This window comes from Roseibium hamelinense (genome assembly GCF_007830545.1).
GTDB classification, from domain to species: domain Bacteria; phylum Pseudomonadota; class Alphaproteobacteria; order Rhizobiales; family Stappiaceae; genus Roseibium; species Roseibium hamelinense.
The window spans coordinates 142,763-168,001 of the sequence record NZ_VLLF01000004.1 but is presented as its reverse complement, the minus strand read 5'-3'; the positions used below and the strand labels follow the sequence as shown (position 1 = coordinate 168,001).

Here is a 25,239-nt window from a genome sequence, read left to right as displayed (position 1 = left end):
AGAACGAGCCTTTTAAAATATTTCTGCGGAACTACCGCTTTCACACCAGATGCGCTTCCGTTGCCGCTTCAACATCGTCTTTGCTGACACCCGTGGCGAGCTCAACCACCTTCAAACCGTCTTCAGCAACATCAAAAACGCCGAAGTTGGTGATGATGCGATCCACGCAGCCGACACCCGTCAAGGGCAAGCTACATTCCTTGAGAAGCTTCGGGGCACCTGCTTTGGATGTGTGATCCATGATAACGACCACGCGCTTTACACCCGCCACAAGGTCCATGGCGCCACCCATTCCCTTGACCATTTTTCCAGGGATCATCCAGTTGGCCAGATCGCCCTTCTCCGAAACTTCCATCGCACCGAGGATCGACAAGTCAATGTGACCGCCACGGATCATGCCGAAACTGTCCGCTGACGAAAAATAACTGGTCTGCGGCAGCTCGGTGATGGTCTGTTTCCCGGCATTGATCAAGTCCGCATCGACTTCATTCTCGGTCGGGAACGGCCCCATCCCCAGCATGCCGTTTTCGGACTGCAGGGTTACATGCACCCCAGCGGGTATGTAGTTCGATACAAGGGTCGGAATCCCGATCCCCAAATTGACATAGAACCCGTCTTCGAGTTCTTGTGCAGCGCGCTTGGCCATATCATCGCGTGTCCAGGCCATATCAAATCTCCTTCAGAACGCTTAGGCGTCGCGCGTTGTGCGCTTTTCGATCCGTTTTTCAAAGGATCCCAAAACCAACCGGTCGACAAAAATACCGGCCGTATGGATGTGATCAGGATCCAAATCACCGGTTTCGACAATCTCTTCAACCTCGACAATGGTCGTTTTGCCGGCCGTCGCCATCATCGGATTGAAATTGCGTGCGGTTTTCCGGTAGATGAGGTTGCCTTCCTTATCGGCCTTCCAGGCTTTAACAAGAGACACATCGGCAATGAGGCCGGTCTCCATAATGTAGGTTTCGCCGCTAAAATACTTGTGTTCTTTGCCTTCTGCAACGAGCGTTCCCACACCAGTCTTGGTATAAAACCCGGGAATACCGGCCCCTCCAGCGCGAATGCGTTCGGCCAGGGTACCTTGAGGGTTGAACTCAAGTTCCAGCTCGCCATTCAGATATTGTTTCTCGAAGGTGGCGTTTTCACCGACATAGGACGAGACCATTTTTTTGATCTGACGGGTCTGCAACAGCAACCCAAGGCCAAAATCATCCACCCCGGCATTGTTTGAAATCGCCGTGATATCCTTGGCTCCTGTATCCCGAAGGGCCGTTATCAGGTTCTCCGGAATGCCGCACAGGCCAAATCCGCCCGCCATAATGGTCATGCCGTCGAATGCCAATCCGTCCAACGCGCTTTTCGCGTCCGGATAAATCTTATTCATTTCTCACTCCCGAAAGACTTCTTTGGCCGGTCGGCTCGCAATTGATCCCAGGCCGGACGTGGCGTCAAGAGGGCATGTTTGACAAATGCTGCACCTGCACAGGCCACTCCGAATTAAAAGGCTTTTGTGCTGGTCACACTCAATGCGGACCGAAGGCTAGACGTTCGTCTCGCTCGCGCTGAACCTGTTGGCGTTTCGTTACGAGAGACGCCGCGATCACACCAATTGTCACGAGGCCTACCAGAATAGTGCACACGGCATTGATTTCAGGAGTCACTCCCAAACGCACTTGGGAATAGATTTTCATGGGCAATGTCGTTGCCCCCGGACCTGTCGTGAAGCTCGCAATAACGAGATCATCCAGTGAAAGCGTAAATGCCAGCATCCAGCCGGCAATGACACCTGGAAAAATAATTGGCAGCGTGATTTGAAAGAAGGTTTTTGCGGGCGGACAACCAAGATCCTCAGCTGCCTCCTCAACGCTCTTGTCAAAACCGACGAGACGCGATTGGACCACAACAGCGACATAACACATGGCAAAGGTCGTATGCGCGATCATAACCGTCCAGAACCCACGCGCCTGATCCATTGCAACAAATAGCAGGAGCAAAGAAAGCCCGAGGATCACTTCGGGCATCACGAGGGGCGCAAAGATCATTCCGGAGAAAAGGGAACGTCCGACAAACCGGCCAGACCGGACAAGTACCAGCGCTGCCATGGTTCCCAGTACCGTCGCAATGCTGGCGGAAAGGAAAGCAACCTTGAGTGTGACCCAGGCTGCATCCAGGAGCTGCTGGTTCTGGAACAATTCACCATACCATTTGGTGGAAAAGCCGCCCCAAACAGTGACCAGCCGGGATTCGTTGAAGGAGAAAATCACCAAAAGAACAATCGGCAGATATAAGAATGAAAAGCCGAGAACAAGCGAGGTGACATTAAACCAGGTTGGACCGTTTCTCATGCATCCTTCTCCGCCATTTTCTGCTGTTGGTTCTGGAAAAGAACGATTGGAATGACCAGCAAGAGCAACAGGATGACTGCGACTGCAGAGGAAACCGGCCAATCCCGGTTGGCGAAGAACTCAACCCAGAGTGTCTTGCCGATCATGAGCGTGTTCGACCCACCCAAAAGGTCAGGAATGACAAATTCACCGACAGCGGGAATGAACACTAGAAAACAGCCAGCAATGACACCTGGCAGCGACAGAGGCACCGTTATCTGCCAAAATGCCCTCCAAGGTGGGCACCCAAGGTCTTCGGCTGCCTCCAAGAGACTAATGTCGAGTTTCTCCAGGCTGGCATAAAGCGGCAGAACCAAGAACGGCAGATAGGAATAGACAATGCCGATGTAAACGGCTGTGTTGGTGTTCAAGATCGTTAGCGGCTCGCCGATCAGCCCCAGGGAAAGCAGCAGCTGGTTTAGCAGGCCCTCATTCTTCAAGATACCAATCCAAGCGTATACACGGATCAGAAAACTCGTCCAAAACGGTAGGATGATGAGCATTAGCAGGGTCGGGCGCCACTCCTTTGGGCTACGGGCCATGCCATAAGCAATCGGATAACCCAAAAGCAACGTCAGAAAGGTTGAGACGCCGGCGATCTGAACACTCGACAGGTAGGACTTCCAGTAAAGATCGTCTTCTGTAAGCCACACATAATTGTCGAAGGACAGCATAGCCAAATTGTCTTTGAATGCTGACCATCCCTCGGACAGATCAAATGTCGGGATGTAGGGAGGAATCGCAATCGCGATTTGCGACAGGGAAATCTTGAATACGATGAAAAATGGCGCAAGAAAAAAGACAAGCAGCCAAAAATAAGGCACCGCAATGAGCCCCCATGCGCCCAACGAGCGCTTTGGCACCGGCATCGCTTTCGATGTATCCTCCATGCTCCGCCCCGCGTTAGCTTGTCAGAATGACGCCAGCATTCCGTTCCCAAGAAAGGGTGACCTCATCATCCCAGGAAATCGGCTGCTCGACTGTTCTGGTGACGTTGGCGACCGTAGACCGCATCGTCTTGCTCTCGCTGAGCCGAGAATGGAAGATCGATACATCGCCCATGTAGGCAATGTCCCACACCAGCGCCTTTGACTGGTTTACCGACTCGCCAGACGGGCTGCCGTGATTGATGCGAACCTTTTCAGGGCGCAGCGCAAACCATACCTGCTCCCCCTCCGTTGCAGCTGTCTGCTGGTCCGTATCAATGAGAAATTCCGGGTCAGACGCCTGCAGCCTGGTTCCGCCGGCGTGCTTTTCGAGAACGGTCGCCTCTATCAGGTTGATGTCTCCGATAAAGTCGGCGACGAACTTACAGCTCGGAGTTTCATAAATCTCCGCTGGCGTCGAAACTTGGACTATCTCGCCCGCGTCCATGACAGCAATGCGATCAGCAACCGTCATTGCCTCTTCTTGATCGTGAGTCACGATCAAGAAGGTCATCTTCAACTCTTCCTGCAGGTTCATGAGTTCGAACTGCGTTTCTTCGCGCAACTTGCGATCAAGCGCGCCAAGAGGCTCATCGAGCAGAAGGACTTTGGGGCGTTTTGCCAAGGATCGAGCCAGAGCGACGCGCTGTCTTTGGCCTCCAGAGAGCTGATGCGGCTTGCGCTTCGCGAAGGCTTCGAGTTTGGTAAGTCTCAGCATCTCCTTTACGCGCGCATCGATTTCAGTTTTTGCAATGTTATCCTGCTTCAAACCGAAAGCGATGTTTGCCTCTACACTCATATGCGGAAACAAGGCGTAGGACTGAAACATCATGTTTGTCGGGCGCCGAAATGGTGGCACCCCGGCCAAATCCTGCCCGTCCAGCAGAATTTGCCCTTCGCTTGGGTTTTCGAAGCCCGCCAGCATGCGCATCAATGTTGTCTTGCCGCAGCCCGAGCCGCCAAGGAGTGCAAAAAACTCGCGTTCATAAACCTTCAGGCTCAGGTTCTTGACGGCCACAAAATCTCCAAACCGCTTTGTGACATTTCGGAACTCAATGAAGGGAATGGCGCTTGGATCTTCCCAAGGGGTAAAATCCCGGCGCACCGGCCCAATGCTCATCTTTGCCAAGTTTGCCCCCGACCGCCATTCAGATGATGCGCAAAAAGAGGCCCGCTTGGTGCGGGCCCCTGGTTTCGTTTACTGACCGCTTTTCACGTTGGTCCAAGTACGGGTCACAACCCGGTTAACCTTCGGATCATAAGCAGTAACGGTGTAGAGATTTTTCACCGATTCTTCGGTTGGGTAGATTGCGGGGTCGCCGATGACGTCATCATTTAAAAGCTCTTGTGAAGCCTTGTTTCCATTGGCGTAAAACACATAGTTCGACGCTTTCGCCATGACGTCTGGGCGCATGATGTAGTTTAAAAATTCATGCGCTTCTTCCGGGTTGGGCGCATCAGCCGGGATCGCCATCTGGTCGAACCACATCAAAGCGCCTTCCTTGGGGATCGAATAAGCAACCGTAACGCCATTGTCGGCTTCTGCAGCCCGATCACGAGCTTGCAAGACATCACCGGACCACCCCACTGCAAGACAGATATCGCCATTTGCCAGTGCATTGATGTACTCAGAGGAATGGAACTTTTGAATGTATGGCCGGATCGTCAGCAACAACTCACCGGCTTTCTCAATATCAGCCGTTTCCTTGCTGTCCGGGTCAATGCCAAGATGGTTCAAAGCGGCAGGGATCAGCTCTGTCGGTGCATCCAGTACATGAACACCGCATTCCTGGAGTTTTTCCAGGTTTGCGGTATCGAATAATAGGTCCCAGCTGTCGGTAGGCGCAGCCTCTCCAAGAGCTTCTTCAACCTTTTCGACATTGTAGCCGAGGCCAGTCGTGCCCCACATGTAATTGATTGAGTAGTCATTGCCCGGATCGTATTTCTCGACGCGCTGCTCAATATCAGCCCACATGTTTTCGAGATTATCGAGCTTCGACTTGTCCAGTTTGGAAAAGACACCGGCCTGGATCTGGCGGGACAGGAAAGTTCCAGTCGGCACCACAACATCGTAGCCGGTCCCCCCGGCCAGCAGTTTGGTTTCCAGAATTTCGTTGCTGTCAAAAACGTCGTAGACGACTTTGATTCCGGTCTCTTTGGTGAAGTCTTCCAAGATCGACTCATCGATATAGTCAGACCAATTGTAGACATTCACGACCCGATCCTGGGCGAGTGCCGATCCGGTGACCAGTGCCACAGCCGCAGCGCTTGCGAGGAGGTTCTTCATCATACTGGGTAACTCCGCTCCTGAAGGTTCAAGTCGGGCTTTTGACCGCCCGTTATCGTGCAATATTCATACCTTACATGCCGAATTCATAATTTCCACCCTAGCCCGCATGGCCAGTCCGCCCCTGTCAATCGGGCGGTACATTCTCGTGCCTTAGAGATAGGTCTGCCGTTCGAGCGAAGAGATCTCGCGGCCGAACTCGTTCAACTCCTCCCGTTTAATCTCGGTAAGAACCTTATGCATTTCTGGACCCACCGCCTCTTTCATGCGCTCAGACGCCTCGAAGGCATCGATCGCTTCATCCATCCAAGGCGTCAGACGCTTTTGTTTTTTCTCATAAGCATTTCCCGCCACCGGCGGAGGCGGCGGCGTTTCACTGTTCAGCCCCTCCAGCATCCCGGCGAGAATACCTGTCAGGGCCAAATAGGGGTTGGCATCCGCACCCGCGATCCGATGCTCCACGCGAGCGGCATCCGGTGAACTGGCAGGAACGCGTAAGGCTACTGAGCGGTTGTCAAACCCCCAGCACAAAGAGGTCGGCGCGTATGATCCGGGCTGCATACGCCGGAACCCATTAAAGGTCGAAGTGAACAAAAGCAGCGCCTCTGGCATCGTTTCCAATAAACCATTTATGGCGAAACCCAACCGCTCCCAGCCCTTGTCAGGGCACGAAAAGATGTTGCCGCTGACATCTTCCATTGAAACATGCACGTGCATGCCGTTTCCTGGCCATTCCACATAGGGCTTGGCCATAAACGATGCCTTCAGTTCATGTTTGCGCGCTACGCCTTGCACGAGGCGGCGCAGAAGCACAACGTCATCAGCAGCATGAACCGCATTGTTGCGATGGTGCAGGTTTAATTCGAACTGCCCAGGAGCGGCTTCGGAAACCGCTGCATCTGCAGGAATACCCTGGATATCGCAAGCGATGCGCAAATCATCGACGACTGGCATAAGCGCTTCCAGATCGGACAGCGCATACATGTTCTGCCGCGCCGGCCCCAGATGGGTTGAAAACAGCGGTTTGGGCTGCTCGGTCCAATCACCGTCGCTTTCCTCGAACAAGTAAAACTCGAGTTCAAAGGCACAGGTTGCCGCCAGTCCCCGATCAGCTAGTTTGTTGACCATTGCCTGCAAAACATGACGAGGTTCGATGCCGAAGGGCTCACCGTCCCTGTCATACATGGACAAAAGCACCTGAGCCGTCTTGCGTTCTGTCCATGGAACGATTTTCAAGGTCTCAGGGATCGGCCAGCACACACCGTCTTTATCGCCGGTCTCCAGATGAAGACCCGTGTCCTCAACTTCGCGGCCCCAAACATCCAGTCCATAAAGGGAGTATGGGAATGCAACGCCTTGTTCGAAGACTTTGGGCAGCGCCGCGCCAGGCAGCCACTTTCCACGCAACACTCCGTTTGTATCCGGCAGCACAACTTCGAGCGTGTCCAAATCCGGGTGCGCGACTAGAAATTCTTCGAAGCTGTCTTTCCAGCCGGGTTCGGCCGGATGCTCAAGCGTCATATGCGGCATGCTTGCTTTGAACTGCTTCAAAATATTTCCTTTCAAGCGCGCTCGCGTCTTCGCCTTCTTTTCAGGGCGCGCTGACATGATGTTTGCACATTTCATTAAAATGTGATCACCTTCTTGCAAAGCTGTCAAGCTGCCGCTTCACCTCCGGCAGATACGAAACCGGCATTTGCCAATACGCCGGCAAGTCATGGGAACAAAAACACGTGCAAAGTGACCTTGCACATTCTCCAGCCAACACTTCCGAGCATGCCACACAAGATCGCAGCGCTGAGCGCGGAACCGCGCGCGCTCAGGTTGACCAAGCCATACGCGCAGGTTTGCTCATTGGACGGTTCATCCCGGGCAAATCAGTCACTCTTCGGGGGCTTGCCAAGGACTTGGGGGTGAGCCCGATGCCTGTGCGCGAAGTCATTCAGCGGCTGGCTGCGGAAAAGGCGCTCGAAGTTAAACCGAATGGCCGTGTGCAAGTGCCCGAAATGTCGCCGTCCCGGTTCGATGAAATTCTTAGAACGCGACTGCTTTTAGAGCCGGAACTCGCCGGAATTGCCATGAAGCAAATCACGCCTAGGCTTCTCCGCGAACTCAAGGAAATCGACTTAAAGGTCGACGAGAGCCTTACCTTGGGCGACCCTGAGGCATATCTCCGTCTCAATCACCTGTTTCATTTCAAACTTTATGAAGCCTCCAAATCGGAGATCATGCTGCCGCTCGTGAAAAGCCTGTGGCTGCAATTTGCGCCTTTCATGAGGACCGTCTACGGGCGCGTCGGCACCGTGAATCTTGTTGACCGGCACAAAGAAGCGCTCGCGGCCATTCTTGAAAAGAATGTGACCGCCCTCAAATCCGCCATTGCAGCGGACATCAGCGACGGCATGGGCATTATAGGGCGGGAGAACTTGTCGGACGGCTCATAGCATCCGCCCTCACCGCCATTGGACCAACATCATAATTGCCTTGCAAATTTTGTGATCACAAATTATCGAAGACAGTCTTTGAAGCAGTGTTTGCGCGCCTTGCATTTCAGAGACTGGCAATAACCGACGCGGTATAAACATGCCCGCACCGTTGCCGAACCCACTTGGAGCCCATCGTGACGAAAGAAACTGCTTCACCCGAAATCCAGCCCATGGAAAGTCTGCGCGGCGTCGCAAACGGCGAAGAAGCAAAATCATGGCTGCAAATCCGCAACATTCAGGACATCGAATGTGTTGTGCCGGATCTTGCAGGTGTTGCACGCGGCAAGATGATGCCCACTGAAAAATTCTTTTCCGGCCCGGTTATGACCATGCCGGCCTCGATCTTTGCACAGACGATCTCTGGTGATTATCCGGAAGATGACGACCGATTTCAGCACAACCCAACTGACGGTGATCTTTATTTCAAGCCGGATTATAGCACCTTGACATCCGTACCGTGGGAGGCCGACCCGACCGCGCAGCTAATACACGACGCTTACACCAGGCAAGGCGCTCCGGTCGAAACAGCGCCGCGCAATGTCCTGAAGCGGGTCTTGCAGCTTTATGAAGAGAAGGGCTGGGAGCCTGTGGTAGCGCCAGAGATCGAATTTTATCTGGTGCGCCCGAACACGGACCCCGACTATCCGCTGGAACCGCCAAAAGGCCGGTCCGGACGGCCGGAAGTCGGACGGCAGTCCTATTCCATCTCGGCTCTGAATGAATTCGACGATTTGATTGACGATATCTACGATCTATCCGAAAAGCAGGGGCTTGAGATCGATACGATGATCCATGAGGAAGGCGCTGCGCAGATGGAAATCAATTTGCGCCATGGGCATCCTCTTGCGCTGGCAGATCAGGTCTTCATGTTCAAGCGAACCATCCGGGAGGCTGCGCTGCGCCATGAAATGTACGCCACATTCATGGCCAAGCCGATGTCAAACCAGCCTGGCTCTGCCATGCACATTCACCAATCCGTGCTCGACAAGGAAACCGGCAAAAATATTTTTGTAACGGAGGATGGTGCAGAGTCCGCCGCCTTCCTTTCTTTCATCGCGGGGCACCAGGAATATCTACCTTACGTCACCTGTATCATGGCGCCTTTCGTAAACTCTTACCGGCGGTTTTCACGCAATTCGACGTCGCCGGTAAACGTGTTTTGGGGGTATGACAACCGCACGGTTGGGCTGCGCGTCCCCTATTCCAATCCGCAATCGCGCCGGCTGGAAAACCGGATCCCCGGCTCCGATGCAAATCCCTATCTCGCGATCGCCGCATCGCTTGCGTGCGGCTATCTCGGCATTGTCGAAGACCTCAAGCCCGATGCGCCACGTTCCATGGATTCCAGCGACGAGGCAAAGGCACTGCCCCGCGGGCTGCAGGAAGCTGTTTCGCAGTTCGAGGACAGCGAAGAAATGATCGAGATTTTCGGAGAAACGTTCGTTGCGACCTATCGCGCAATCAAGCAGGAAGAGTTCGAAACCTTCATGTCGGTGATTAGCCCTTGGGAGCGCGAGTATCTTCTTTTGAACGTGTGAGCTGAACGTAGCTCTGACTGGAGGGTCCATGACTGCTGTCTCAAACTCCTATCCGACCGAAGCCTTGCGGGCTGCAGATGCAGCGCACCATATCCACCCGTTTAGCGATACCAAGTCGCTCAATGAGGAAGGCAGCCGCATCATTACCCGCGCAGACGGCGTCTGGCTGACCGATTCTGACGGCAACCGGATCCTCGATGGCATGGCGGGCTTGTGGTGCGTTCAGGTCGGCCATGGCCGGCAAGCCATCGCTGACGCGGTTCACGCACAGATGTCAGAACTGTCCTACTACAACACCTTCTTCAAGACGACCCATCCGCCTGCCGTTGCTCTGGCCGAGCGCCTGGCGAAACTGGCCCCACCTCATCTCAACCGCGTGTTTTTCTGCTCCTCCGGCTCGGAGGCAAACGACACGGTTTTCCGGATGGTCCGGCACTATTGGGACCAGATGGGGAAACCGGACAAAAAAGTCATAATCAGCCGCTGGAACGGCTATCACGGCTCGACCCTTGCCGGTACCAGCTTGGGCGGAATGAAGGCCATGCACACGCAAGGCGACCTGCCCGTTCCAGGTGTTCATCACATCAACCAGCCTTACTGGTTCGGTGAAGGATATGAAATGAGCCCGGAAGAGTTCGGGGTCATGGCAGCGCGTGATCTGGAACGGGCGATCGACGAAATCGGCGAAGACAAGGTCGCGGCGTTCATAGCCGAGCCGATCCAAGGTGCCGGCGGAGTTATTATTCCGCCTGAAACCTACTGGCCGGAAGTGAAGCGCATCCTTGATGAGCGGGATATCCTGTTCGTCGCAGACGAAGTGATCTGCGGGTTTGGCCGTCTGGGCGAATGGTTCGGCTCTCAATACTATGGCCTTGAACCGGACCTGATGGCGATCGCTAAAGGCCTGACCTCAGGTTATTTACCTATGGGCGGGGTGTTGGTCTCAGATAAGGTGTCTGTAGGTCTGATCGACAAGGGCGGCGACTTCAATCACGGCTATACATATTCAGGACACCCAGCCTGTGCTGCTGCGGCTCTGGCAAATCTCGACATCATTGAGAACGAACATCTGGTCGAACGTGTAAAAAACGACATCGGGCCCTATCTGCAGGAACGCTGGATCGGGCTCGGCGATCATCCGCTTGTTGGACAAGCCCGCATGAAGGGTCTGATGGGAGCGCTGGAAATCGTCCCGGACAAGAAAAACCCGCATAAGCCGTTCAAGGATGTTGGCGTACCGGGCCTGCTGTGCCGAGATGTTTCCTTCGAGCACGGCATGGTCATGCGTGCGGTTCGTGACAGCATGATCATCTCGCCGCCACTGGTTCTCAGCCACGAGGAAGCCGATCATCTTGTCGCAACAGCGCGAAAGACATTGGACGACACACATCAAATTCTTAAACGCAACGGCTTCCTCGATTGAGTCCGCGCACCGCTATTCGGCAGCAACCGGCAATTCGCGAACCGAGCGGCGGGCCCACGGCCGCGTCCCTTCCGGGATCTCATGGACCGTGCCAACCGGCTGAAGATACTTGGTGACCTCTGGCCACTCACCGGCCTTGAGCGCCTTGAGGACTTCAGGCTTCACGATTTCAAAGCTGGACACACCACACCGCCGGGCCAGCGGCACCTGATCGAGAATATAGCTTCCAGTCGCGCGGATGTCGCCCTTGTAGGCCATCTGTTCCCGCAGGATGCGTGCTGCCGAAAAAGCGCGCCCATCAGCGAAACTGGGAAAAACCACTGAAATTAGCGGCAGCTCATCCAGATGTGCGGCCAACTCTTCCACCTTGTCTGGGGGGGCCACTTCAACACCGAAGTTCCCCCGGTTTTTCAAGGCGTTTGCATGAGCTAGAAATGTGGCGACCGGTACGAGTATATGACGGTTCTGTGGCAGATCTGCCTCAGGCTCCACCCTTGTCCAGCTTTCTTCCTGAAACATACCGTCTTTAAAGATCGTCGTCATCGTGTCCGTCCCTCAATCTCAAATACCGCTGCCGTCGATCTCACGGCCATGAGTTGCCATGTGAATACCGCATTCCACTTTGTCTTGCCCCCGCCAGCGCCCCGCGCGCGGGTCCTCGCCCGGCGCAACCTTGCTGGTGCACGGCAAACAACCGATCGACGGATACCCCTCAGCTACCAGCGGATGCGGCGGCAGATCATTCTGTCTCGCATAGTCCAGGATCTGGTCCGCAGACCAGTCAGCAAGCGGGTTCACTTTCACCCGGTCATCTTCAATTTCGAAAATCTGGATATCGGCACGAGTTGCGCTTTGAAAGCGTTTGCGACCCGAGATCCAAGCCTCAAAACCGGTCAGTGCACGCTCCAGTGGCAACACTTTACGCACATGGCAGCACGCATCCGTGTTGCTCATCCAGAGCATCCCGGCTGGATCGGTCTTACTCAGATCGTCTGACGATGGCTTTTGGGTGCGCACATCAGTAAGCCCAAGCTCTGCAATCAGTTGGTCCCGGTAAAGGATCGTCGCCGGAAACAACTTCGAAGTATCTACGGACACAACCGGGGTGGACGGATCGATCTGGGCAACCATGTGCAGAAGCACCGCTGAATCTGCGCCGAATGACGAGACAAGGCCAATATGGCCTGCAAAATGTTCCCGGATTGCAGCGGTAAGGATCTCTTGCGGCGCTGCATCTTCATACTGCGCATTGAGGTAATCAACGGCAGTGTGTGGTGCCGCATCAGCCGTTTTTCGCAAAACCATATTGCTATGCGGCGCCATAAAGCGTCTCCTTGAAGGGCTCATCGCCTACCCGTCGATAGGCTTCGAGGAAGGTTTCGTCCTTGCCGGTACGCAGGCCCATATAGGTGTCCACCAGTTTCTCGACCGCATCGACCACTTCTTCGGACGAAAACCCACGGCCAACGATTTCACCAATCGACGCGTTCTCGTTTGCAGATCCACCGAGGGTGATTTGGTAGAATTCCTCGCCCTTTTTCTCCAAACCGAGAATGCCAATGTGGCCAACATGGTGGTGGCCACATGCATTAATGCAGCCTGAGATTTTGATCTTCAGCTCGCCGATCTCGGCCTGCCTCTCGGCGGCACCAAAACGCTCGGAAATCCGCTGCGCGACAGGGATCGAACGCGCTGTTGCGAGAGCACAGTAGTCCATGCCCGGGCAGGCAATGATATCGGTGATAAGACCGGCATTGCCCTCTGCGATGCCTGCCGCAACCAGCTTGTCGAACAGCACCGGAAGATCGGACAGCTTTACATGCGGCAGGATCACGTTCTGCTCATGAGAGATGCGGATCTCATCATGACCGAATTGTTCGGCCAAATCCGCAATGACATCCATCTGATCGTCGGATGCATCACCTGGAATGCCGCCAATCGGCTTCATTGAGAGTGTCACGGACGTGTAGCCCGGCACACGGTGCGGGTTGAGATTATGTGCCAGAAACTGGGCAAAAGCCGCATCGGTCTCGCGGCGCGCTTCGACATCCGCCGACAGGTCCGATCCAACCTCAAGTGGCGGCGGCGCGAAATAGGCCTCTATCCGGCGCACTTCTTCGTCCGGCAGCCTCAAGACGCCGTGGCGAATCTTCTCAAATTCCGCCTCGATATCGGCCTTCAACTCTTCGAGGCCGGTCTCGTGCACAAGAATTTTGATCCGCGCCTTGTACTTGTTGTCCCGGCGGCCGTAGCGATTGTAAACGCGCAATATCGCTTCTGAATACGCCAGCAGATCCTCTTCAGGCAGAAAGTCGCGAACCTTGCGGCCAATCATCGGCGTGCGGCCCAAACCGCCACCAACAAAAACCTCAAACCCAACCTCACCGGCTTCGTTTCGGGTCAACTGAAGGCCGATGTCATGGACCTGCACAGCCGCGCGGTCATTCGGCGCGCCGGTGATCGCAATTTTAAATTTGCGCGGCAGAAACGAAAACTCAGGATGAAGCGAAGACCATTGCCGCAGGATTTCTGCGTAAGGGCGCGGGTCCGCGATCTCATCAGCAGCTGCGCCAGCGAAATGGTCGGCTGTCACGTTGCGGATGCAATTGCCCGAAGTTTGGATAGCATGCATCTCGACTTCGGCCAGCTCTTCCAAAATCGCAGGCGTGTCTTCCAATTTCGGCCAGTTGAACTGGATGTTCTGTCGAGTGGTGAAATGGCCGTATCCGCGGTCATAGGTACGGGCAATATGCGCCAATTTACGCATTTGGCGGCCATTGAGCGTGCCATATGGAATCGCGACCCGAAGCATGTAGGCATGGAGCTGGAGATAAAGGCCGTTCATCAGGCGGAGCGGCTTGAACTCGTCTTCAGAGAGTTCTCCGGCAAGCCGGCGGCGCACCTGATCCTTGAACTGCTCTGTTCTTTGAGTAACGAAGCTGTGGTCAAACTCATCGTAACGGTACATTTTCAAAGCTCCTGTTCGGAGGCTGCCGCTGCGCAGCGCCGTCCGGAAATTCTCTAGTGGTCAGACCCGTACGGACGCGGCCTGCTTGCGGAACTGAGGGTGCGTCGTCGGGCCGGCCGCCCGGATCCGCTCGCGCAGGCGCACCGGCACAATTCCGTCTTCATCAATAGTGACATCCATGTCGTAGGGGCCGACGATCTTCTGGTCGGCAACCGCTTGGGCGGCAACGGCCAGAGCAGCGGTGGTTGCTTCCTTTCCGTCGAACATCTTTGCCTCAATAAGCGCATCGACCCACAGATCCTCGGCGCCAAGCCACACGACTTCCCCATCCAGCAACCTGTTGGCAGTGATGACCTTCATTTCAAATTCTCCTTAGGCGGCGACGACCTGGCGAACAGGTTGTGGCAACAGCGGTTCGGCATGTTCTAGGGCAGCGTGGCCAACAGCCTCGCCGATAACGATCAGGACAGCGCCATCGATTTCATCGCGAACACTCAACGCGGCCAGGTCTGCAAGCTGACCTGCGAACTGACGCTCATTTGCATGGGCGGCATTTTCAACAATCGCGACCGGAGTTTGCGGCCCCATGCCCGCAGCCATTAATTTCTCGGCGACCGAGGCTGCAACGCTGCGGCCCATATAAACCGCGATGGTTGAACCCTTCAGCGCAAGCCCGGCCCAGTCCGGCAGGGTTTCGGATCTGGCATTGTGCCCTGTAGCAAAAACAAGACTGGAGGCAACACCACGCAAAGTCAGCGGCAGTTGCGCGCTTGCTGCTGCAGCAAACGCAGCCGTTACACCCGGCACGACTTCAAACCCAATTCCGCCGGCGCGCAGGGCCTCCATCTCTTCGGCAGCCCGGCCAAAAATCATCGGATCTCCAGCCTTCAGACGAACAACCTTGTGACCGTCCTTACCCAGCTTCACTAGAAGATCGTTGATTTCGTTCTGTGGCACAGAATGTGCGCCTTTGCGTTTGCCCACCGAAATCCGTTCCGCGTCCCGGCGGCCCATCGCAACAACACCAGCGGGAACCAGCGCGTCATGAACAATCACATCGGCTTCTTGCAAAAGGCGCTGCGCCCTAAGTGTCAGAAGGTCTTCAGCGCCCGGGCCAGCTCCAACCAGCCAGACAAAACCCGGTTCATCGGCAATCCCGTTCAAGAGCCGCTGCGCCTCATTGCGGGCAATATCCGATTTGCCTGCATAAAGATTGGACGCCACGCTGCCAGAAAAGAACCGTGCCCAGAACCGTCGGCGGGCGGCACCGTCTGGGATCATGGCAGCTGCGGCTTCGCGGAAACTCTCGGCGAGACGAGCAAGCTCGCCAGTGGCACGCGGCAGCATCGCTTCAATGCGTGCCCGGATGTGGCGCGCCAGAACCGGCCCCACACCTGTTGATGTGATGGCGACAGCAATCGGCGCACGGTTGACGAGGGCACCTGTGTAAAAGTCGCAGAGTTCTGGTTTATCGACGGCATTGACCGGCACGCCCATAATGCGAGCAGCGTCGACCACAGCTTTATCCAGCGCCAAGTCTTCGCGAGCGCTGAACACCATTGCGGCGCCGGTCAGAAGCCCGGGACGAAAGTCCTGTGCAACATATTCCGCGCCTGCCGACGCGACGGCCTCTGCCAGCTCCTTTTCAATGTTTTTTGCAATGACGACAATATGTGCATTGGTTTCGCTGAGCAGCCGCAACTTTGCAGCGGCCTCACCGCCGTGACCAACAACAAGGACACGACGACCGGCGACCTTCATGAAGGCCGGGAAGACGTCGAGCCGGTTGTGTTTTTCCGGGCGTGGTTTTTGCGTTGCGCGTCGCGTTGCCATGGTCACGGGTCTCCTCACCCATTGTTCATGGCTACAATGTATGCGGTCCTACCTCATGGCACCGGGCACCGGTTTTCAAAGCTTCTCTGGAAAGCGGAATAGATTTCCGGCAAACCGCCATCCGGCCCAAAAAAGAGCTTCAAACCGCCGGTCTCAGCTTGCGCGGTATTCCAGTTGTCTGGAACCGGTCATCTTTTGCAAGACAATTTCACGAGCGAAAGGATGGAGCCAAAGGGCATTCTTATAGGCAGCAGAAAACCAAACCACTACGCTGTCAGTGCTTGGCGAGATATAAAGCGCCTGTCCAAGCCGCCCCATCTTGTAGAGGTCGCCATCCGGGAGCACAGCGTCCCACAAATAGGATTGTCCTGTCCCGATCTCGCCAAAACCCTGATTGATCCGCTTACCCATGTAGTCGTCCGCGAAAATCTCGGGCCGGGTTGCGGCATAAACACTTGAAAGATAGCTCTCGGGAACGACCCGCTCTGTTGCGAGAGATCTCCAACTGGGCGTGAACAGAACACCGAAACGGGCAAAATCCCGAAGCCTCGATGACAAAATGGCGAAGGCAGTGGATTCTCCCTTCGGTGACAGTCCTAAAAGGGCGTCCCCCTCCATGCCAGTTTTCCGCCACACACGTTCACTGACAAGTTCTCCAAATGTTTTTTGCGCAACGTGTTCGCATATGGACGCAACCGCCCATGCATTAAGCGAGGAATATCTGTAGCTGGTTCCTGGTTCGGCTTGTTTTTTTACTGCCTTCAAGCTCTCCATATAGGAGGATCCAGGCCCCACATCCGGTCCACCTGCTGCTGCTTGATAGAACTCGGTGACCGGATGACCTGGCTGCCCATATTGCAATTCGCCGACATCCAACCCCGATCTCTGATGCAACACCGACCAAACTGGCACGTCTTCCCAGACCGTTGCTTGCAAATCCGGAACGTAGGCACTCACCGGATGGTCCAGATCTACCAGCCCTTCTTCAACAAGCTGATGCAGGAGGAGGCCATTTAAAGGCTTTGCTGCAGATTGCCAGACATGATTGTCCCAAGGCCGCATGCCGATATACGCTTCGAAGACGATTTTGCCCCCGCGAACAACAAGAATAGCCTGCATCCGTGACCGCGGATCACTGATCATGTTTGCTAAAGACAAAAACCCTAAAGACGTATTTGCGGTGACCTCTGCTATGCTTTCATCAATTTCATAGTCGAACTCGGACACTTTTCCGTCCCGATGGATAACTTCAGTCGGCAGGTTTTCGCTCAGGCGCATGTTTGCGTAGACGCCGGCATCAATTGCTTCGGTCAACGTTAGGTTTGTATAGGCGTTCCGAAAAAGTGCTGAGTGACTAAATGAAAATCCCTGACGCCATAAATTGACTGGACTGCAGTTATCCGGGTGAAGATCTGCTGTACTTTTCTGGGAATTGTTGCGAGCGGGGGAATGCGGCACAAAAATACCTCGTAATAAATGACAATACAGTGTTATTAGTGCGCAATGTGTTTCGGCGTCTAGCCTCGAAAAAAGGCCGCCCCGATGGCGGCCTTTGTTTTTGATATGAGCAATGAATTATTTCATCGCCTGAAGGATCGAGACGTAGTTCGCAACGGCCGCGCCGCCCATATTGAAAATGCCTCCCAGCTCAGCATCTTTGACCTGGATATCGCCAGCCTCACCAGTCAATTGCATGGCGCTCAGAACATGCATGGACACGCCGGTGGCACCGATCGGATGACCTTTCGCCTTCAATCCGCCTGACGGATTGACCGGCAATTTGCCGTCCATTTCGGTCCAGCCTTCAAGAGCTGCACGCGCGCCCTCACCTTCCTTGGTCAGGCCCATTGCCTCGTACTCGATCAACTCAGCGATCGTGAAACAATCGTGGGTCTCTACGAAGGAAAGATCGTCAAGTGCCAGTCCGGCATCGCCCAGAGCTGCACCCCATGCCTTGGAGCAGCCTTCGAATTTGAGAATGTCCCGCTTCGACATGGGCAGAAAGTCCTGGACATGCGCCATCGAGCGGAAAGCAACAGCTTTCTTCATACCAAGGGCCGTCGCCGGATCGGTCAGCACCAAAGCCGCCGCACCGTCCGACACCAGGGAACAATCTGTGCGCTTGAGCGGCCCTGCAACAAACGGGTTCTTTTCGCTTTCCGCACGGCAGAAATCGAACCCGAGATCCTTGCGCATTTGAGCGTAAGGATTGGCGACACCGTTTTTGTGGTTTTTGGCTGCAATTCGCGCCAGCGCATCGGATTGGTCGCCATATTTTTGAAAGTAACCGTCGGCGATCTTGCCGAATACGCCGGCAAACCCGGCCGGGATATCGCCCTCTTCTTTCAAATAGGATGCCTTGAGCAGATTTTTGCCAATCTCTGGGCCGGGTGTGGTTGTCATTTGTTCAACGCCGACAACCAGGACGAACTTCGCATCGCCGGAAGAAATTGCGCGAACACCCTGTTGGACTGCAGCTGACCCGGTCGCACAGGCGTTTTCGACGCGCGTCGCTGGTTTGAACCGCAGCGCATCGTCCGCCTGCAAAACCAAAGAAGCGGTGAAATCTTGCGCTGAAAAGCCCGCATTGAAATGTCCAAGCAGGATTTCATCCACATCTTCCGGCGAAATTCCAGCATCGTCGATGGCCTTTGAGGCCGCTTTGACAATCAAGTTCTCGACTGTTTCTTCGCTGTGCTTTCCAAAAGGCAAATGGGCCCAACCGACCATAGCTGCGGTCATCACGTTTCTCCCTTTGTTGCGCGCTGGGCGCGTCTTCATCCGAGCGGAGCGCATGTTCGTTTCGCTGCACTGCAACACTATCGGGGCACAGTTTCACTCCTCGACCGTGCTTGCAAGCACAATTTGACCAAAACGTAATGATGATCGATAAAAATTCGTAAATTCAGCTAGTTAGGCACCATCGAGATTGATCCAAAAAGGCGATTCTTTACTCGAAGCCAGCCGACTGTAAGCAAAAATTGTGCATCAAAACGCCAACACCAGCCACTGGGTTGGCTCCAATTGTTTGAAACGCAAAAACAACCATTAAGGCCGACGGACAACTTGACCTCACACCACATTGCCGATAGCCATTCAAAGCGCTTTGGAATGCGCAATCAGAACACTTCCCAATCCCCTGGAGAGCATCATGAGCGTGTCCGACGCCAAACAAAACACACTTTCCGGCACAGGTTTGCAATTCGATGCCGATTGGTGGCGTGGGGCGGTGATTTACCAGATCTATCCGCGCTCATTTCAAGACTCAAACAACGACGGCATCGGCGATTTGAAGGGCGTCACGCAACGGCTCGAATACATCGCTGCACTGGGTGTCGATGCCATCTGGCTTTCACCGTTTTTCACATCTCCCATGGATGATTTCGGCTACGATGTTTCGGACTACAAGGATGTCGATCCAATGTTCGGCACCCTGGCCGACTTCGACGAAATGACAGCCGAAGCTCATGCACACGGCATAAAGGTGATGATTGATCTGGTGATCTCACACACATCGGATCAGCACGCCTGGTTCAAGGAAAGCCGTTCGTCCCGCGAAAATGCCAAAGCAGATTGGTATGTTTGGTCCGAAGCAAAACCGGATGGGAATCCACCTAACAACTGGTTGTCGATTTTTGGCGGCCCTGCTTGGGAATGGGACAGCGTCCGCTGCCAGTATTACCTCCACAATTTCCTTGCCAGCCAGCCAGATCTGAACTTCCACCACCCGGATGTGCAAGATGCCGTTTTGGATGCAGCAAAGTTCTGGTTGGACCGCGGCGTCGATGGTTTCCGCCTCGACACCGTGAATTTTTATTTCCATGACAAGGAACTGAGGAATAATCCACCGCTCCCGGAAGGCGCGCAGCTGACGGGCGTTGAGACCACAAATCCCTACGCATTCCAGCACCATATTTACGACAAGACGCAACCGGAAAATCTGCAATTTCTGGAGAGGTTGCGGGCGCTACTGGACCAATATCCGGGTGCGACATCTGTGGGGGAAATTGGCGCGGACCGGGACGTGATCGAAACCACAGCAGCCTATACAGAGGCCGGCAAACGGATTCATATGGCGTATAGCTTCGACCTTTTGTCGACTTCGCGATCGGCTGCATATATCCAGAACACAATTGAAGGCATGGAAAACGGCATTGGAAGCGGTTGGCCAAGCTGGGCCTTGTCAAACCATGATGTCGTTCGTGTCGCAACACGCTGGGGCGAAGGGAAGCAGCAGGATCGCTTTTCGCCTCTGGCAATCGCGCTCGTGACCAGCCTGCGCGGCACTCCGTGCCTTTATCAGGGCGAAGAACTCGGCTTGACCGAGGCGGATGTCCTTTTCGAACATCTGCAAGATCCCTATGGGATTCGCTTTTGGCCAAGATTTAAGGGCCGGGATGGCTGCCGGACACCCATGCCCTGGACTGCAGACAATCTAAACGCCAGCTTTACTGATGGCGCCCCCTGGCTGCCTGTCGCGCCGGAGCATCGAAGCCGTGCGGTCGGGACCCAGCTGGATGTTTTCGATTCAGTTTTAGAAAAGACGCGTGCCTTTCTACACTGGCGCAAGCGGCAAACCGCTCTGCTGAAAGGAAGCATTGCCTTCCTCGATCAGAAAGATGAGAGCCTCGTGTTTTTACGCGAACACGGCGATGAATGCATTCTGTGTGCGTTCAATCTTTCCAGCGCGCCTGTATCCATCGCGCTGGAAGCACTTGATCTCATGCCGGCAAATTGCCCGGTCTTTAGTGGTCGCCTCGAGGGGAAAACTGTCAATCTGGAGGGGCTAGACGCCTTTTTCGGCAGGGTTGCTTGAAACATCGGCTGAAGGTCGCGGTACAGCTTTCTTTTTCGCAATTGCGAAGTTAAAAGGCGCGGATCCGAGATCTTCAGCTGAAAACGTCCGACTATGTCCGAGCGCCTGCCGCTTTCCGCTTTCATCATTGCCCAAAACGAAGCGGACCGCATCGCTAAGCCGATCACCAGCGTGCGTGACTGGCTCGATGAGGTCGTCGTCATTGACAGCGGCTCTACGGATGGCACGCAGGCTGTTGCCGAAGAACTTGGCGCGCGTGTCGTCTTCAACGCCTGGCCCGGATATGGTCCTCAGAAGCGTTTCGGCGAAGATCAATGCCGGAACGATTGGCTGCTCAATCTCGATGCGGACGAGGAGGTCACTGAGGACCTTGCGGCCGAAATCAAAACGTTGTTTGCGACTGAAACCTATCGCACCTCTGATTTCTGGCGCGTTATGATCCGCGATACATTTCCGCACGAGGCAAAACCTGCGCCATGGGCCTATGGATATCACCAAATCCGTCTATATGACCGGCGAAAAGGCCGGTTCTCTGACTCATCTGTCCATGACACCGTTCGTCCGCCCAAAGGAGCTCAAATTGCCGATCTGAACGGAATCATGGCCCACCGTTCGGTCAAATCACTTGATTTTCAGGTGGGGAAATACAACCGCTATTCCAACATGCAGGTCGATGACATGCGCTCCCGCGGCCGGAAGCTTTCAAAAATCCGGCTCCTGACCGAGTTTCCGCTGTCGTTCGTAAAGGGATATGTGATGCGCCAATATTGGCGGTACGGTTGGTGGGGGTTCATTCTTGCGATGAACTACGCTCATGCAAGGTTTCTGCGGGTGGCTAAAGCCTATCAGAGCGAACTGATGGATCGGCGCTGAACACTCATGCGGGAATGTTCTCCGCAGCGGCTTTCTCCACTTCCCGGTGAACCCTGATCGGCTGCCGGATGCCCGACACATGATTGTACTGCTCCAAACGCCGGATGGTTGTCTCGGTCAGTTGATGATCCCGCGACAGAACCAGTTCATAGCCCCCGTCGGTCAGGATATCGTCCACCAGCACGTCGCCGGGTTTGAGCGCGCGAATATAACAAAGAGTGACTTGGCGACGAGGTTTGTCGTCACCATCAGTCAGCAGGCAGGAGCGCGCAATTTCCAACAAGTAAGGATCGTATTGACGGCCCTTGATCGAGAGCGCCTCGAATGCCGCCGCATCAACTCCATTTTCCGGGCTGGCATACCAGAGATCCGTCAAGATGCGGACAAGCCGCGACGGCAGCGGGATATCCTTGCCAACAGGTCCGTTTTTTGGAAAGCCCGAACCGTCGAAACCGCGGCCGGACAAATAAAGGATATGCGCAACCTTATCGAGCTGAGGAATATTTTTCAAAAGATCACGCGTCTGGCCCGGAGCCCTCTCCAACACGTCTTTTTGCTGCTCGGTTAATGTCTTTGCAGCTCTATACCGGGACAAAATGTCCTTGGGAAGCAAAGCCTCACCCAGTGGCGACAGCAAAATCGCCATTTCCAGTTCCCAAGTTCGTTTCAGATTTAGGCGTTTAGCGATCTTCATCGCTTGGGTGCGCATGGTGCTGGTCTTCCGGAATGCGTCAGCATGAAACAGCGACAGCATATCGATCAGCAGTTTGACCGAACCCTTGAGTGTCTTTTCCAAAAGCAGGCGCTCCTGCGCCAGCCTGTCGTGATGGGCACAGCCTGCCTCGACGGCCGAAATGAGTTCCTTCGGCGAGCAAGGCTTTGTCAAAAGCATGAACAGGTGCCCGGAATTAACGGCGGCTTTCAAAACCTCAACCGACTGTTCGGCCGTCAGCATGATACGAGCGGCATGCGGTGCATGATGTTCGGACGCTTGAAGAAAAACGGCCCCACCATGACCGGTCAAGTTGGCACATGATACAATCACGGCCACGTCAGGGTGAGCGGCCAACCACTTAAGTGCGCCGTCAGGATTGTCGAAAACAGTGACTAGGTAGTTGGATGAAAACAAACGAAGAAACGCATCGCGAACCTTCGGGTCCGGGTCAACTACAAGCAACTGCTGTGCCTTCGTCGTCATCGGCAACTCCAAACCTCTTGTCCGTAATTTGCTCTTTTTCGATCTTTCACCCAAAAATTCAAAAATACTGTAAATCACAATTGTTTACGATAAGTTCATCTGTAAATATTGAAAGAAATTCAAAACAATCAGGAATTGCAACAATCGAAACCATACGGGTGGCGGATAATATCAAGTCGGCTATAACCAGCGCATGATAGACGTATTGATTGTGGGGGCCGGCCCTGCCGGCCTTGTTGCGGCTGACAAGCTCAGCAGCCTCGGACACTCCATTGCCATCATTGAGCGAATGCCATCAGCGGCCCGCAAGTTCTTGATGGCAGGCCGCGGCGGCTTGAACCTTACCCACTCCGAAGACATGTCTCAATTCGTGCATCGCTACCGCGAGGCTGACGATTTCTTTGCCCCTCTACTAAATCGTTTCCCGCCGGAAGCGTTTCGCGGCTGGTGCGATGATCTGGGAGCGGAGACCTTTGTCGGTTCCAGCGGCCGGGTGTTTCCCAAGGCCATGAAAGCTTCGCCGTTGTTGCGTTCCTTGCTCGCACGGCTTTTAGAGCGCGGTGTCACAATAAGCACGCGCCGCATCTGGCAGGGGTTTGACAAGGACGGCAACTCTGTCACCGAAGGGCCAGACGGAACCCGCGAGACGGCACATGCCAGTGCAACACTGCTCGCTATGGGCGGCGCAAGTTGGGCCAGACTTGGATCAGACGGCGCATGGGTTCGAGCCCTGTCCGAAGCCGGTGTCGACGTCCGAGATCTTGAGCCGGCCAATTGCGGCTTCTGCGTTGACTGGTCGGACCACCTCAAAGATCGTTTTTCTGGCACACCATTGAAGCGAATTGCTCTGTCCGCAGAAGGCAGTACCATCAAAGGCGAGGCGATCCTGTCAGAAAAAGGCCTGGAAGGTGGGGCTGTTTACGCGCTTTCGGCTGAACTCCGAACCGCGATCAAACGGGATGGCGCATGCACTCTTTTTATTGACCTGTTGCCAGACCATTCGCTAGCGGCTGTGGAATCCCGGTTGGCGAAACCACGAGGCAAACAGTCCATGACGAATTTTTTACGCAAAGCGCTCAAGCTGACACCCGCCGAAATCGGGCTGTGCCGCGAGGCCGGTCCTCTCGATACGGACCCCACGAAGTTGGCCCGCACCATCAAGGGTCTTCAACTAACCGCCGTTTCAGCCTACCCAATTGAAAGAGCGATTTCGTCCGCAGGCGGTATCCGGCTTTGCGAACTTGATGAGCGGATGATGGTAAAAAAATTGCCTGGTGTCTTTGCGGCAGGTGAAATGCTTGATTGGGAAGCGCCAACCGGAGGCTACCTGCTTCAGGCATGTTTCTCGACCGGTATGGCCGCCGCAGAGGGCATTCATGCCCGCCTAAACAAAACGAAGATGCGCGGGGTCGCATGACAAAGCTCTATATTGATGCAGATGCCTGCCCGGTGAAGGAAGAAAGCGTGCGTGTCGCAGACCGGCACGGGGTAGCGACCCTGTTTGTCAGCAACAGCCATATGCGTTTGCCGTCGAGCCATCTTGTTGAGCGCATCATCGTCCCCGAAGGCCCGGATGCTGCGGATGACTGGATCGCGGAACGTGCTGGAGCGGGAGACGTCGTCATCACCGCAGACGTCCCTCTTGCATCACGCTGTGTGAACAATGGCGCCCAGGTGTTGTCACCAACCGGCAAACCGTTCAGTGAAGACGCTATCGGCATGCGCCTTGCCATGCGCAACTTGAACACCCATTTGCGCGAAATAGGCGAAATAAAAGAACGCGGCCCATCCTTTACCAAGTCGGACCGTTCTCAGTTTCTCAATCGACTGGAAACCACCATGCGCCTTGCAAAGCGGATCTCTGCGGGAAGTGCGTGATCGATCGGCACCTACCTGCAGAAGCGGTATTGCCCGGAATAAGCGAGATAGTACCCGGTGCGCGGATTGAACGAGCGGTATTTCGCTGAACAATACTGATACCAAGCCGGGGTCCACGGCTGCGCTCGGTAATATACCGGAGCCGGAGCTACATAGCGGCGACGCGGTGCGTAGTAGTAATTTGGCGCCGGCGCGACATAACGCGGACCTGAAATTGCAGATCCGACAATCGCACCAGCGACAAAGCCGCCTGCAATCGCAGCCCCGGTTTCCCAACCGTCCCGGGCCATGGATTGTGATGGCAGCATTGCGGCAGCCAAGCCAATTGTACTGGCGACAACAGCTGTCTTAATATGTGTGTTCCTGAACATTGAATTGATCCCTCTGTCCTGCTTTCGTGCAACATCGGGCTCGGCGTCTGTTCGCTTCTTTCGCCCATGAACATCAGCCTACATTGAGCCGGGCTTGCAGGATGTGACCGGTGTCACAGAGGGGGTTTATTGCTCTCACGCTGAATGCGCGCACGCTCTTGGAAGTTGAAATCTCAACCGTGATGCTTGTCAGACTTGGGGGCACTCCCTAGTTTTCAAGTGTCGGCCTGAAAGCCGATCGGGAAATCAGATAGACCC

23 protein-coding genes are annotated in these 25,239 nt (G+C 54.8%); 7 read left to right on the top strand and 16 right to left on the bottom strand.

The genetic code is table 11. From position 1 onward, the window contains the following. Window positions 1-40 precede the first annotated feature (40 nt). The 7 genes from JM93_RS10085 to JM93_RS10055 all read right to left on the bottom strand — a co-directional run bounded on the left by JM93_RS10085 (window position 41) and on the right by JM93_RS10055 (window position 7,127). Entirely contained in the window at window positions 41-667 is a 627-nt protein-coding gene (locus JM93_RS10085; RefSeq protein ID WP_145342913.1) for a CoA transferase subunit B, read from the bottom strand. Window positions 668-688: 21 nt separating this feature from the next. After that, window positions 689-1,384 carry a CoA transferase subunit A gene (locus JM93_RS10080; protein ID WP_145342911.1) on the bottom strand — a complete coding sequence of 232 codons (696 nt, stop codon included), beginning with the start codon at window positions 1,382-1,384 and terminating at the stop codon, window positions 689-691. Window positions 1,385-1,523: 139 nt separating this feature from the next. After that, a complete protein-coding gene (locus JM93_RS10075; protein WP_145342909.1) occupies window positions 1,524-2,345 on the bottom strand; it encodes an ABC transporter permease in 822 nt (273 codons plus the stop codon). Beyond that, entirely contained in the window at window positions 2,342-3,274 is a 933-nt protein-coding gene (locus tag JM93_RS10070; RefSeq protein WP_145342907.1) for an ABC transporter permease subunit, read from the bottom strand. The genes JM93_RS10075 and JM93_RS10070 overlap by 4 nt, the downstream gene beginning before the upstream one ends. 13 nt (window positions 3,275-3,287) lie before the next feature. Further along, window positions 3,288-4,439: an ABC transporter ATP-binding protein gene (locus JM93_RS10065; RefSeq protein WP_145342905.1), complete on the bottom strand. Its 1,152-nt coding sequence runs from the start codon at window positions 4,437-4,439 to the stop codon at window positions 3,288-3,290. Window positions 4,440-4,508: 69 nt separating this feature from the next. Then, complete coding sequence (locus JM93_RS10060) at window positions 4,509-5,600, bottom strand: polyamine ABC transporter substrate-binding protein (RefSeq protein ID WP_145342903.1); 1,092 nt, start codon at window positions 5,598-5,600, stop codon at window positions 4,509-4,511. A gap of 150 nt (window positions 5,601-5,750) precedes the next feature. Continuing rightward, window positions 5,751-7,127: a glutamine synthetase family protein gene (locus JM93_RS10055; RefSeq protein ID WP_145343286.1), complete on the bottom strand. Its 1,377-nt coding sequence runs from the start codon at window positions 7,125-7,127 to the stop codon at window positions 5,751-5,753. A 203-nt stretch (window positions 7,128-7,330) separates the two neighbouring features. On the opposite strand from JM93_RS10055, the gene JM93_RS10050 reads away from it, so the two are divergent. The 3 genes from JM93_RS10050 (at window position 7,331) to JM93_RS10040 (ending at window position 11,044) form a co-directional block, all read left to right on the top strand. Further along, window positions 7,331-8,041: a GntR family transcriptional regulator gene (locus JM93_RS10050; protein ID WP_145342901.1), complete on the top strand. Its 711-nt coding sequence runs from the start codon at window positions 7,331-7,333 to the stop codon at window positions 8,039-8,041. Between the two features lie 212 nt (window positions 8,042-8,253). Further along, complete coding sequence (locus JM93_RS10045) at window positions 8,254-9,621, top strand: glutamine synthetase family protein (RefSeq protein WP_145343284.1); 1,368 nt, start codon at window positions 8,254-8,256, stop codon at window positions 9,619-9,621. A 28-nt stretch (window positions 9,622-9,649) separates the two neighbouring features. Then, complete coding sequence (locus tag JM93_RS10040) at window positions 9,650-11,044, top strand: aspartate aminotransferase family protein (RefSeq protein WP_145342899.1); 1,395 nt, start codon at window positions 9,650-9,652, stop codon at window positions 11,042-11,044. Window positions 11,045-11,056: 12 nt separating this feature from the next. On the opposite strand, the gene JM93_RS10035 is transcribed toward JM93_RS10040, so the two are convergent. The 7 genes from JM93_RS10035 to JM93_RS10005 form a co-directional block, all read right to left on the bottom strand. After that, on the bottom strand, window positions 11,057-11,587 hold the full coding sequence (locus JM93_RS10035; protein WP_145342897.1) for a DUF934 domain-containing protein: 531 nt from the start codon (window positions 11,585-11,587) through the stop codon (window positions 11,057-11,059). A gap of 18 nt (window positions 11,588-11,605) precedes the next feature. After that, window positions 11,606-12,367, bottom strand: coding sequence for a phosphoadenylyl-sulfate reductase (locus JM93_RS10030; RefSeq protein ID WP_145342895.1), 762 nt, complete (start codon window positions 12,365-12,367; stop codon window positions 11,606-11,608). Next, window positions 12,354-14,012 (bottom strand): nitrite/sulfite reductase, encoded by a 1,659-nt coding sequence (locus JM93_RS10025; protein ID WP_145342893.1) that lies wholly within the window; start codon window positions 14,010-14,012, stop codon window positions 12,354-12,356. Before JM93_RS10025 ends, JM93_RS10030 begins: the two co-directional genes overlap by 14 nt. Window positions 14,013-14,072: 60 nt before the next feature. After that, complete coding sequence (locus tag JM93_RS10020; RefSeq protein ID WP_145342891.1) at window positions 14,073-14,372, bottom strand: DUF2849 domain-containing protein; 300 nt, start codon at window positions 14,370-14,372, stop codon at window positions 14,073-14,075. 12 nt (window positions 14,373-14,384) lie between these two features. Continuing rightward, window positions 14,385-15,845, bottom strand: coding sequence for a siroheme synthase CysG (cysG, locus tag JM93_RS10015; protein ID WP_145342889.1), 1,461 nt, complete (start codon window positions 15,843-15,845; stop codon window positions 14,385-14,387). Window positions 15,846-15,998: 153 nt separating this feature from the next. Next, window positions 15,999-17,159, bottom strand: coding sequence for a serine hydrolase domain-containing protein (locus tag JM93_RS10010; protein WP_145342888.1), 1,161 nt, complete (start codon window positions 17,157-17,159; stop codon window positions 15,999-16,001). 261 nt (window positions 17,160-17,420) lie between these two features. Next, window positions 17,421-18,587: an acetyl-CoA acetyltransferase gene (locus tag JM93_RS10005; RefSeq protein ID WP_145342886.1), complete on the bottom strand. Its 1,167-nt coding sequence runs from the start codon at window positions 18,585-18,587 to the stop codon at window positions 17,421-17,423. 409 nt (window positions 18,588-18,996) lie between these two features. Here JM93_RS10005 and JM93_RS10000 point away from each other — a divergent pair, with 409 nt between their 5' ends. Beyond that, complete coding sequence (locus tag JM93_RS10000) at window positions 18,997-20,661, top strand: alpha-glucosidase family protein (protein ID WP_145342884.1); 1,665 nt, start codon at window positions 18,997-18,999, stop codon at window positions 20,659-20,661. Window positions 20,662-20,754: 93 nt separating this feature from the next. Next, the gene (locus tag JM93_RS09995) at window positions 20,755-21,534 is read left to right on the top strand and encodes a glycosyltransferase family 2 protein (RefSeq protein WP_145342882.1); all 780 of its coding nucleotides are present in this window, start codon (window positions 20,755-20,757) and stop codon (window positions 21,532-21,534) included. A 4-nt stretch (window positions 21,535-21,538) separates the two neighbouring features. Here the strand turns inward: JM93_RS09995 and JM93_RS09990 are convergent, their stop codons facing one another. Further along, a complete protein-coding gene (locus JM93_RS09990; RefSeq protein WP_145342880.1) occupies window positions 21,539-22,732 on the bottom strand; it encodes an HD domain-containing phosphohydrolase in 1,194 nt (397 codons plus the stop codon). 193 nt (window positions 22,733-22,925) lie between these two features. Here JM93_RS09990 and JM93_RS09985 point away from each other — a divergent pair, with 193 nt between their 5' ends. Continuing rightward, window positions 22,926-24,149 carry a BaiN/RdsA family NAD(P)/FAD-dependent oxidoreductase gene (locus tag JM93_RS09985; protein ID WP_145342878.1) on the top strand — a complete coding sequence of 408 codons (1,224 nt, stop codon included), beginning with the start codon at window positions 22,926-22,928 and terminating at the stop codon, window positions 24,147-24,149. Further along, complete coding sequence (locus tag JM93_RS09980) at window positions 24,146-24,610, top strand: YaiI/YqxD family protein (RefSeq protein WP_145342877.1); 465 nt, start codon at window positions 24,146-24,148, stop codon at window positions 24,608-24,610. The genes JM93_RS09985 and JM93_RS09980 overlap by 4 nt, the downstream gene beginning before the upstream one ends. Window positions 24,611-24,621: 11 nt before the next feature. Here the strand turns inward: JM93_RS09980 and JM93_RS09975 are convergent, their stop codons facing one another. Further along, window positions 24,622-24,981, bottom strand: coding sequence for a BA14K family protein (locus tag JM93_RS09975; RefSeq protein WP_145342875.1), 360 nt, complete (start codon window positions 24,979-24,981; stop codon window positions 24,622-24,624). Window positions 24,982-25,239 lie beyond the last annotated feature (258 nt).

Bases quoted from the DNA above. Each gene is read 5' to 3' on its own strand.
- JM93_RS09980 (WP_145342877.1), top strand. From the start codon at position 24,146: ATGACAAAGCTCTATATTGATGCAGATGCCTGCCCGGTGAAGGAAGAA.
- JM93_RS09995 (WP_145342882.1), top strand. From the start codon at position 20,755: ATGTCCGAGCGCCTGCCGCTTTCCGCTTTCATCATTGCCCAAAACGAA.
- cysG (WP_145342889.1), bottom strand. From the start codon at position 15,845: ATGGCAACGCGACGCGCAACGCAAAAACCACGCCCGGAAAAACACAAC.
- JM93_RS09985 (WP_145342878.1), top strand. From the start codon at position 22,926: ATGATAGACGTATTGATTGTGGGGGCCGGCCCTGCCGGCCTTGTTGCG.
- JM93_RS09990 (WP_145342880.1), bottom strand. From the start codon at position 22,732: ATGACGACGAAGGCACAGCAGTTGCTTGTAGTTGACCCGGACCCGAAG.
- JM93_RS10005 (WP_145342886.1), bottom strand. From the start codon at position 18,587: ATGACCGCAGCTATGGTCGGTTGGGCCCATTTGCCTTTTGGAAAGCAC.
- JM93_RS10035 (WP_145342897.1), bottom strand. From the start codon at position 11,587: ATGACGACGATCTTTAAAGACGGTATGTTTCAGGAAGAAAGCTGGACA.
- JM93_RS10070 (WP_145342907.1), bottom strand. From the start codon at position 3,274: ATGGAGGATACATCGAAAGCGATGCCGGTGCCAAAGCGCTCGTTGGGC.
- JM93_RS10040 (WP_145342899.1), top strand. From the start codon at position 9,650: ATGACTGCTGTCTCAAACTCCTATCCGACCGAAGCCTTGCGGGCTGCA.
- JM93_RS10055 (WP_145343286.1), bottom strand. From the start codon at position 7,127: ATGCCGCATATGACGCTTGAGCATCCGGCCGAACCCGGCTGGAAAGAC.
- JM93_RS10075 (WP_145342909.1), bottom strand. From the start codon at position 2,345: ATGAGAAACGGTCCAACCTGGTTTAATGTCACCTCGCTTGTTCTCGGC.
- JM93_RS10020 (WP_145342891.1), bottom strand. From the start codon at position 14,372: ATGAAGGTCATCACTGCCAACAGGTTGCTGGATGGGGAAGTCGTGTGG.
- JM93_RS10085 (WP_145342913.1), bottom strand. From the start codon at position 667: ATGGCCTGGACACGCGATGATATGGCCAAGCGCGCTGCACAAGAACTC.
- JM93_RS09975 (WP_145342875.1), bottom strand. From the start codon at position 24,981: ATGTTCAGGAACACACATATTAAGACAGCTGTTGTCGCCAGTACAATT.
- JM93_RS10080 (WP_145342911.1), bottom strand. From the start codon at position 1,384: ATGAATAAGATTTATCCGGACGCGAAAAGCGCGTTGGACGGATTGGCA.
- JM93_RS10045 (WP_145343284.1), top strand. From the start codon at position 8,254: ATGGAAAGTCTGCGCGGCGTCGCAAACGGCGAAGAAGCAAAATCATGG.
- JM93_RS10060 (WP_145342903.1), bottom strand. From the start codon at position 5,600: ATGATGAAGAACCTCCTCGCAAGCGCTGCGGCTGTGGCACTGGTCACC.
- JM93_RS10025 (WP_145342893.1), bottom strand. From the start codon at position 14,012: ATGTACCGTTACGATGAGTTTGACCACAGCTTCGTTACTCAAAGAACA.
- JM93_RS10030 (WP_145342895.1), bottom strand. From the start codon at position 12,367: ATGGCGCCGCATAGCAATATGGTTTTGCGAAAAACGGCTGATGCGGCA.
- JM93_RS10000 (WP_145342884.1), top strand. From the start codon at position 18,997: ATGAGCGTGTCCGACGCCAAACAAAACACACTTTCCGGCACAGGTTTG.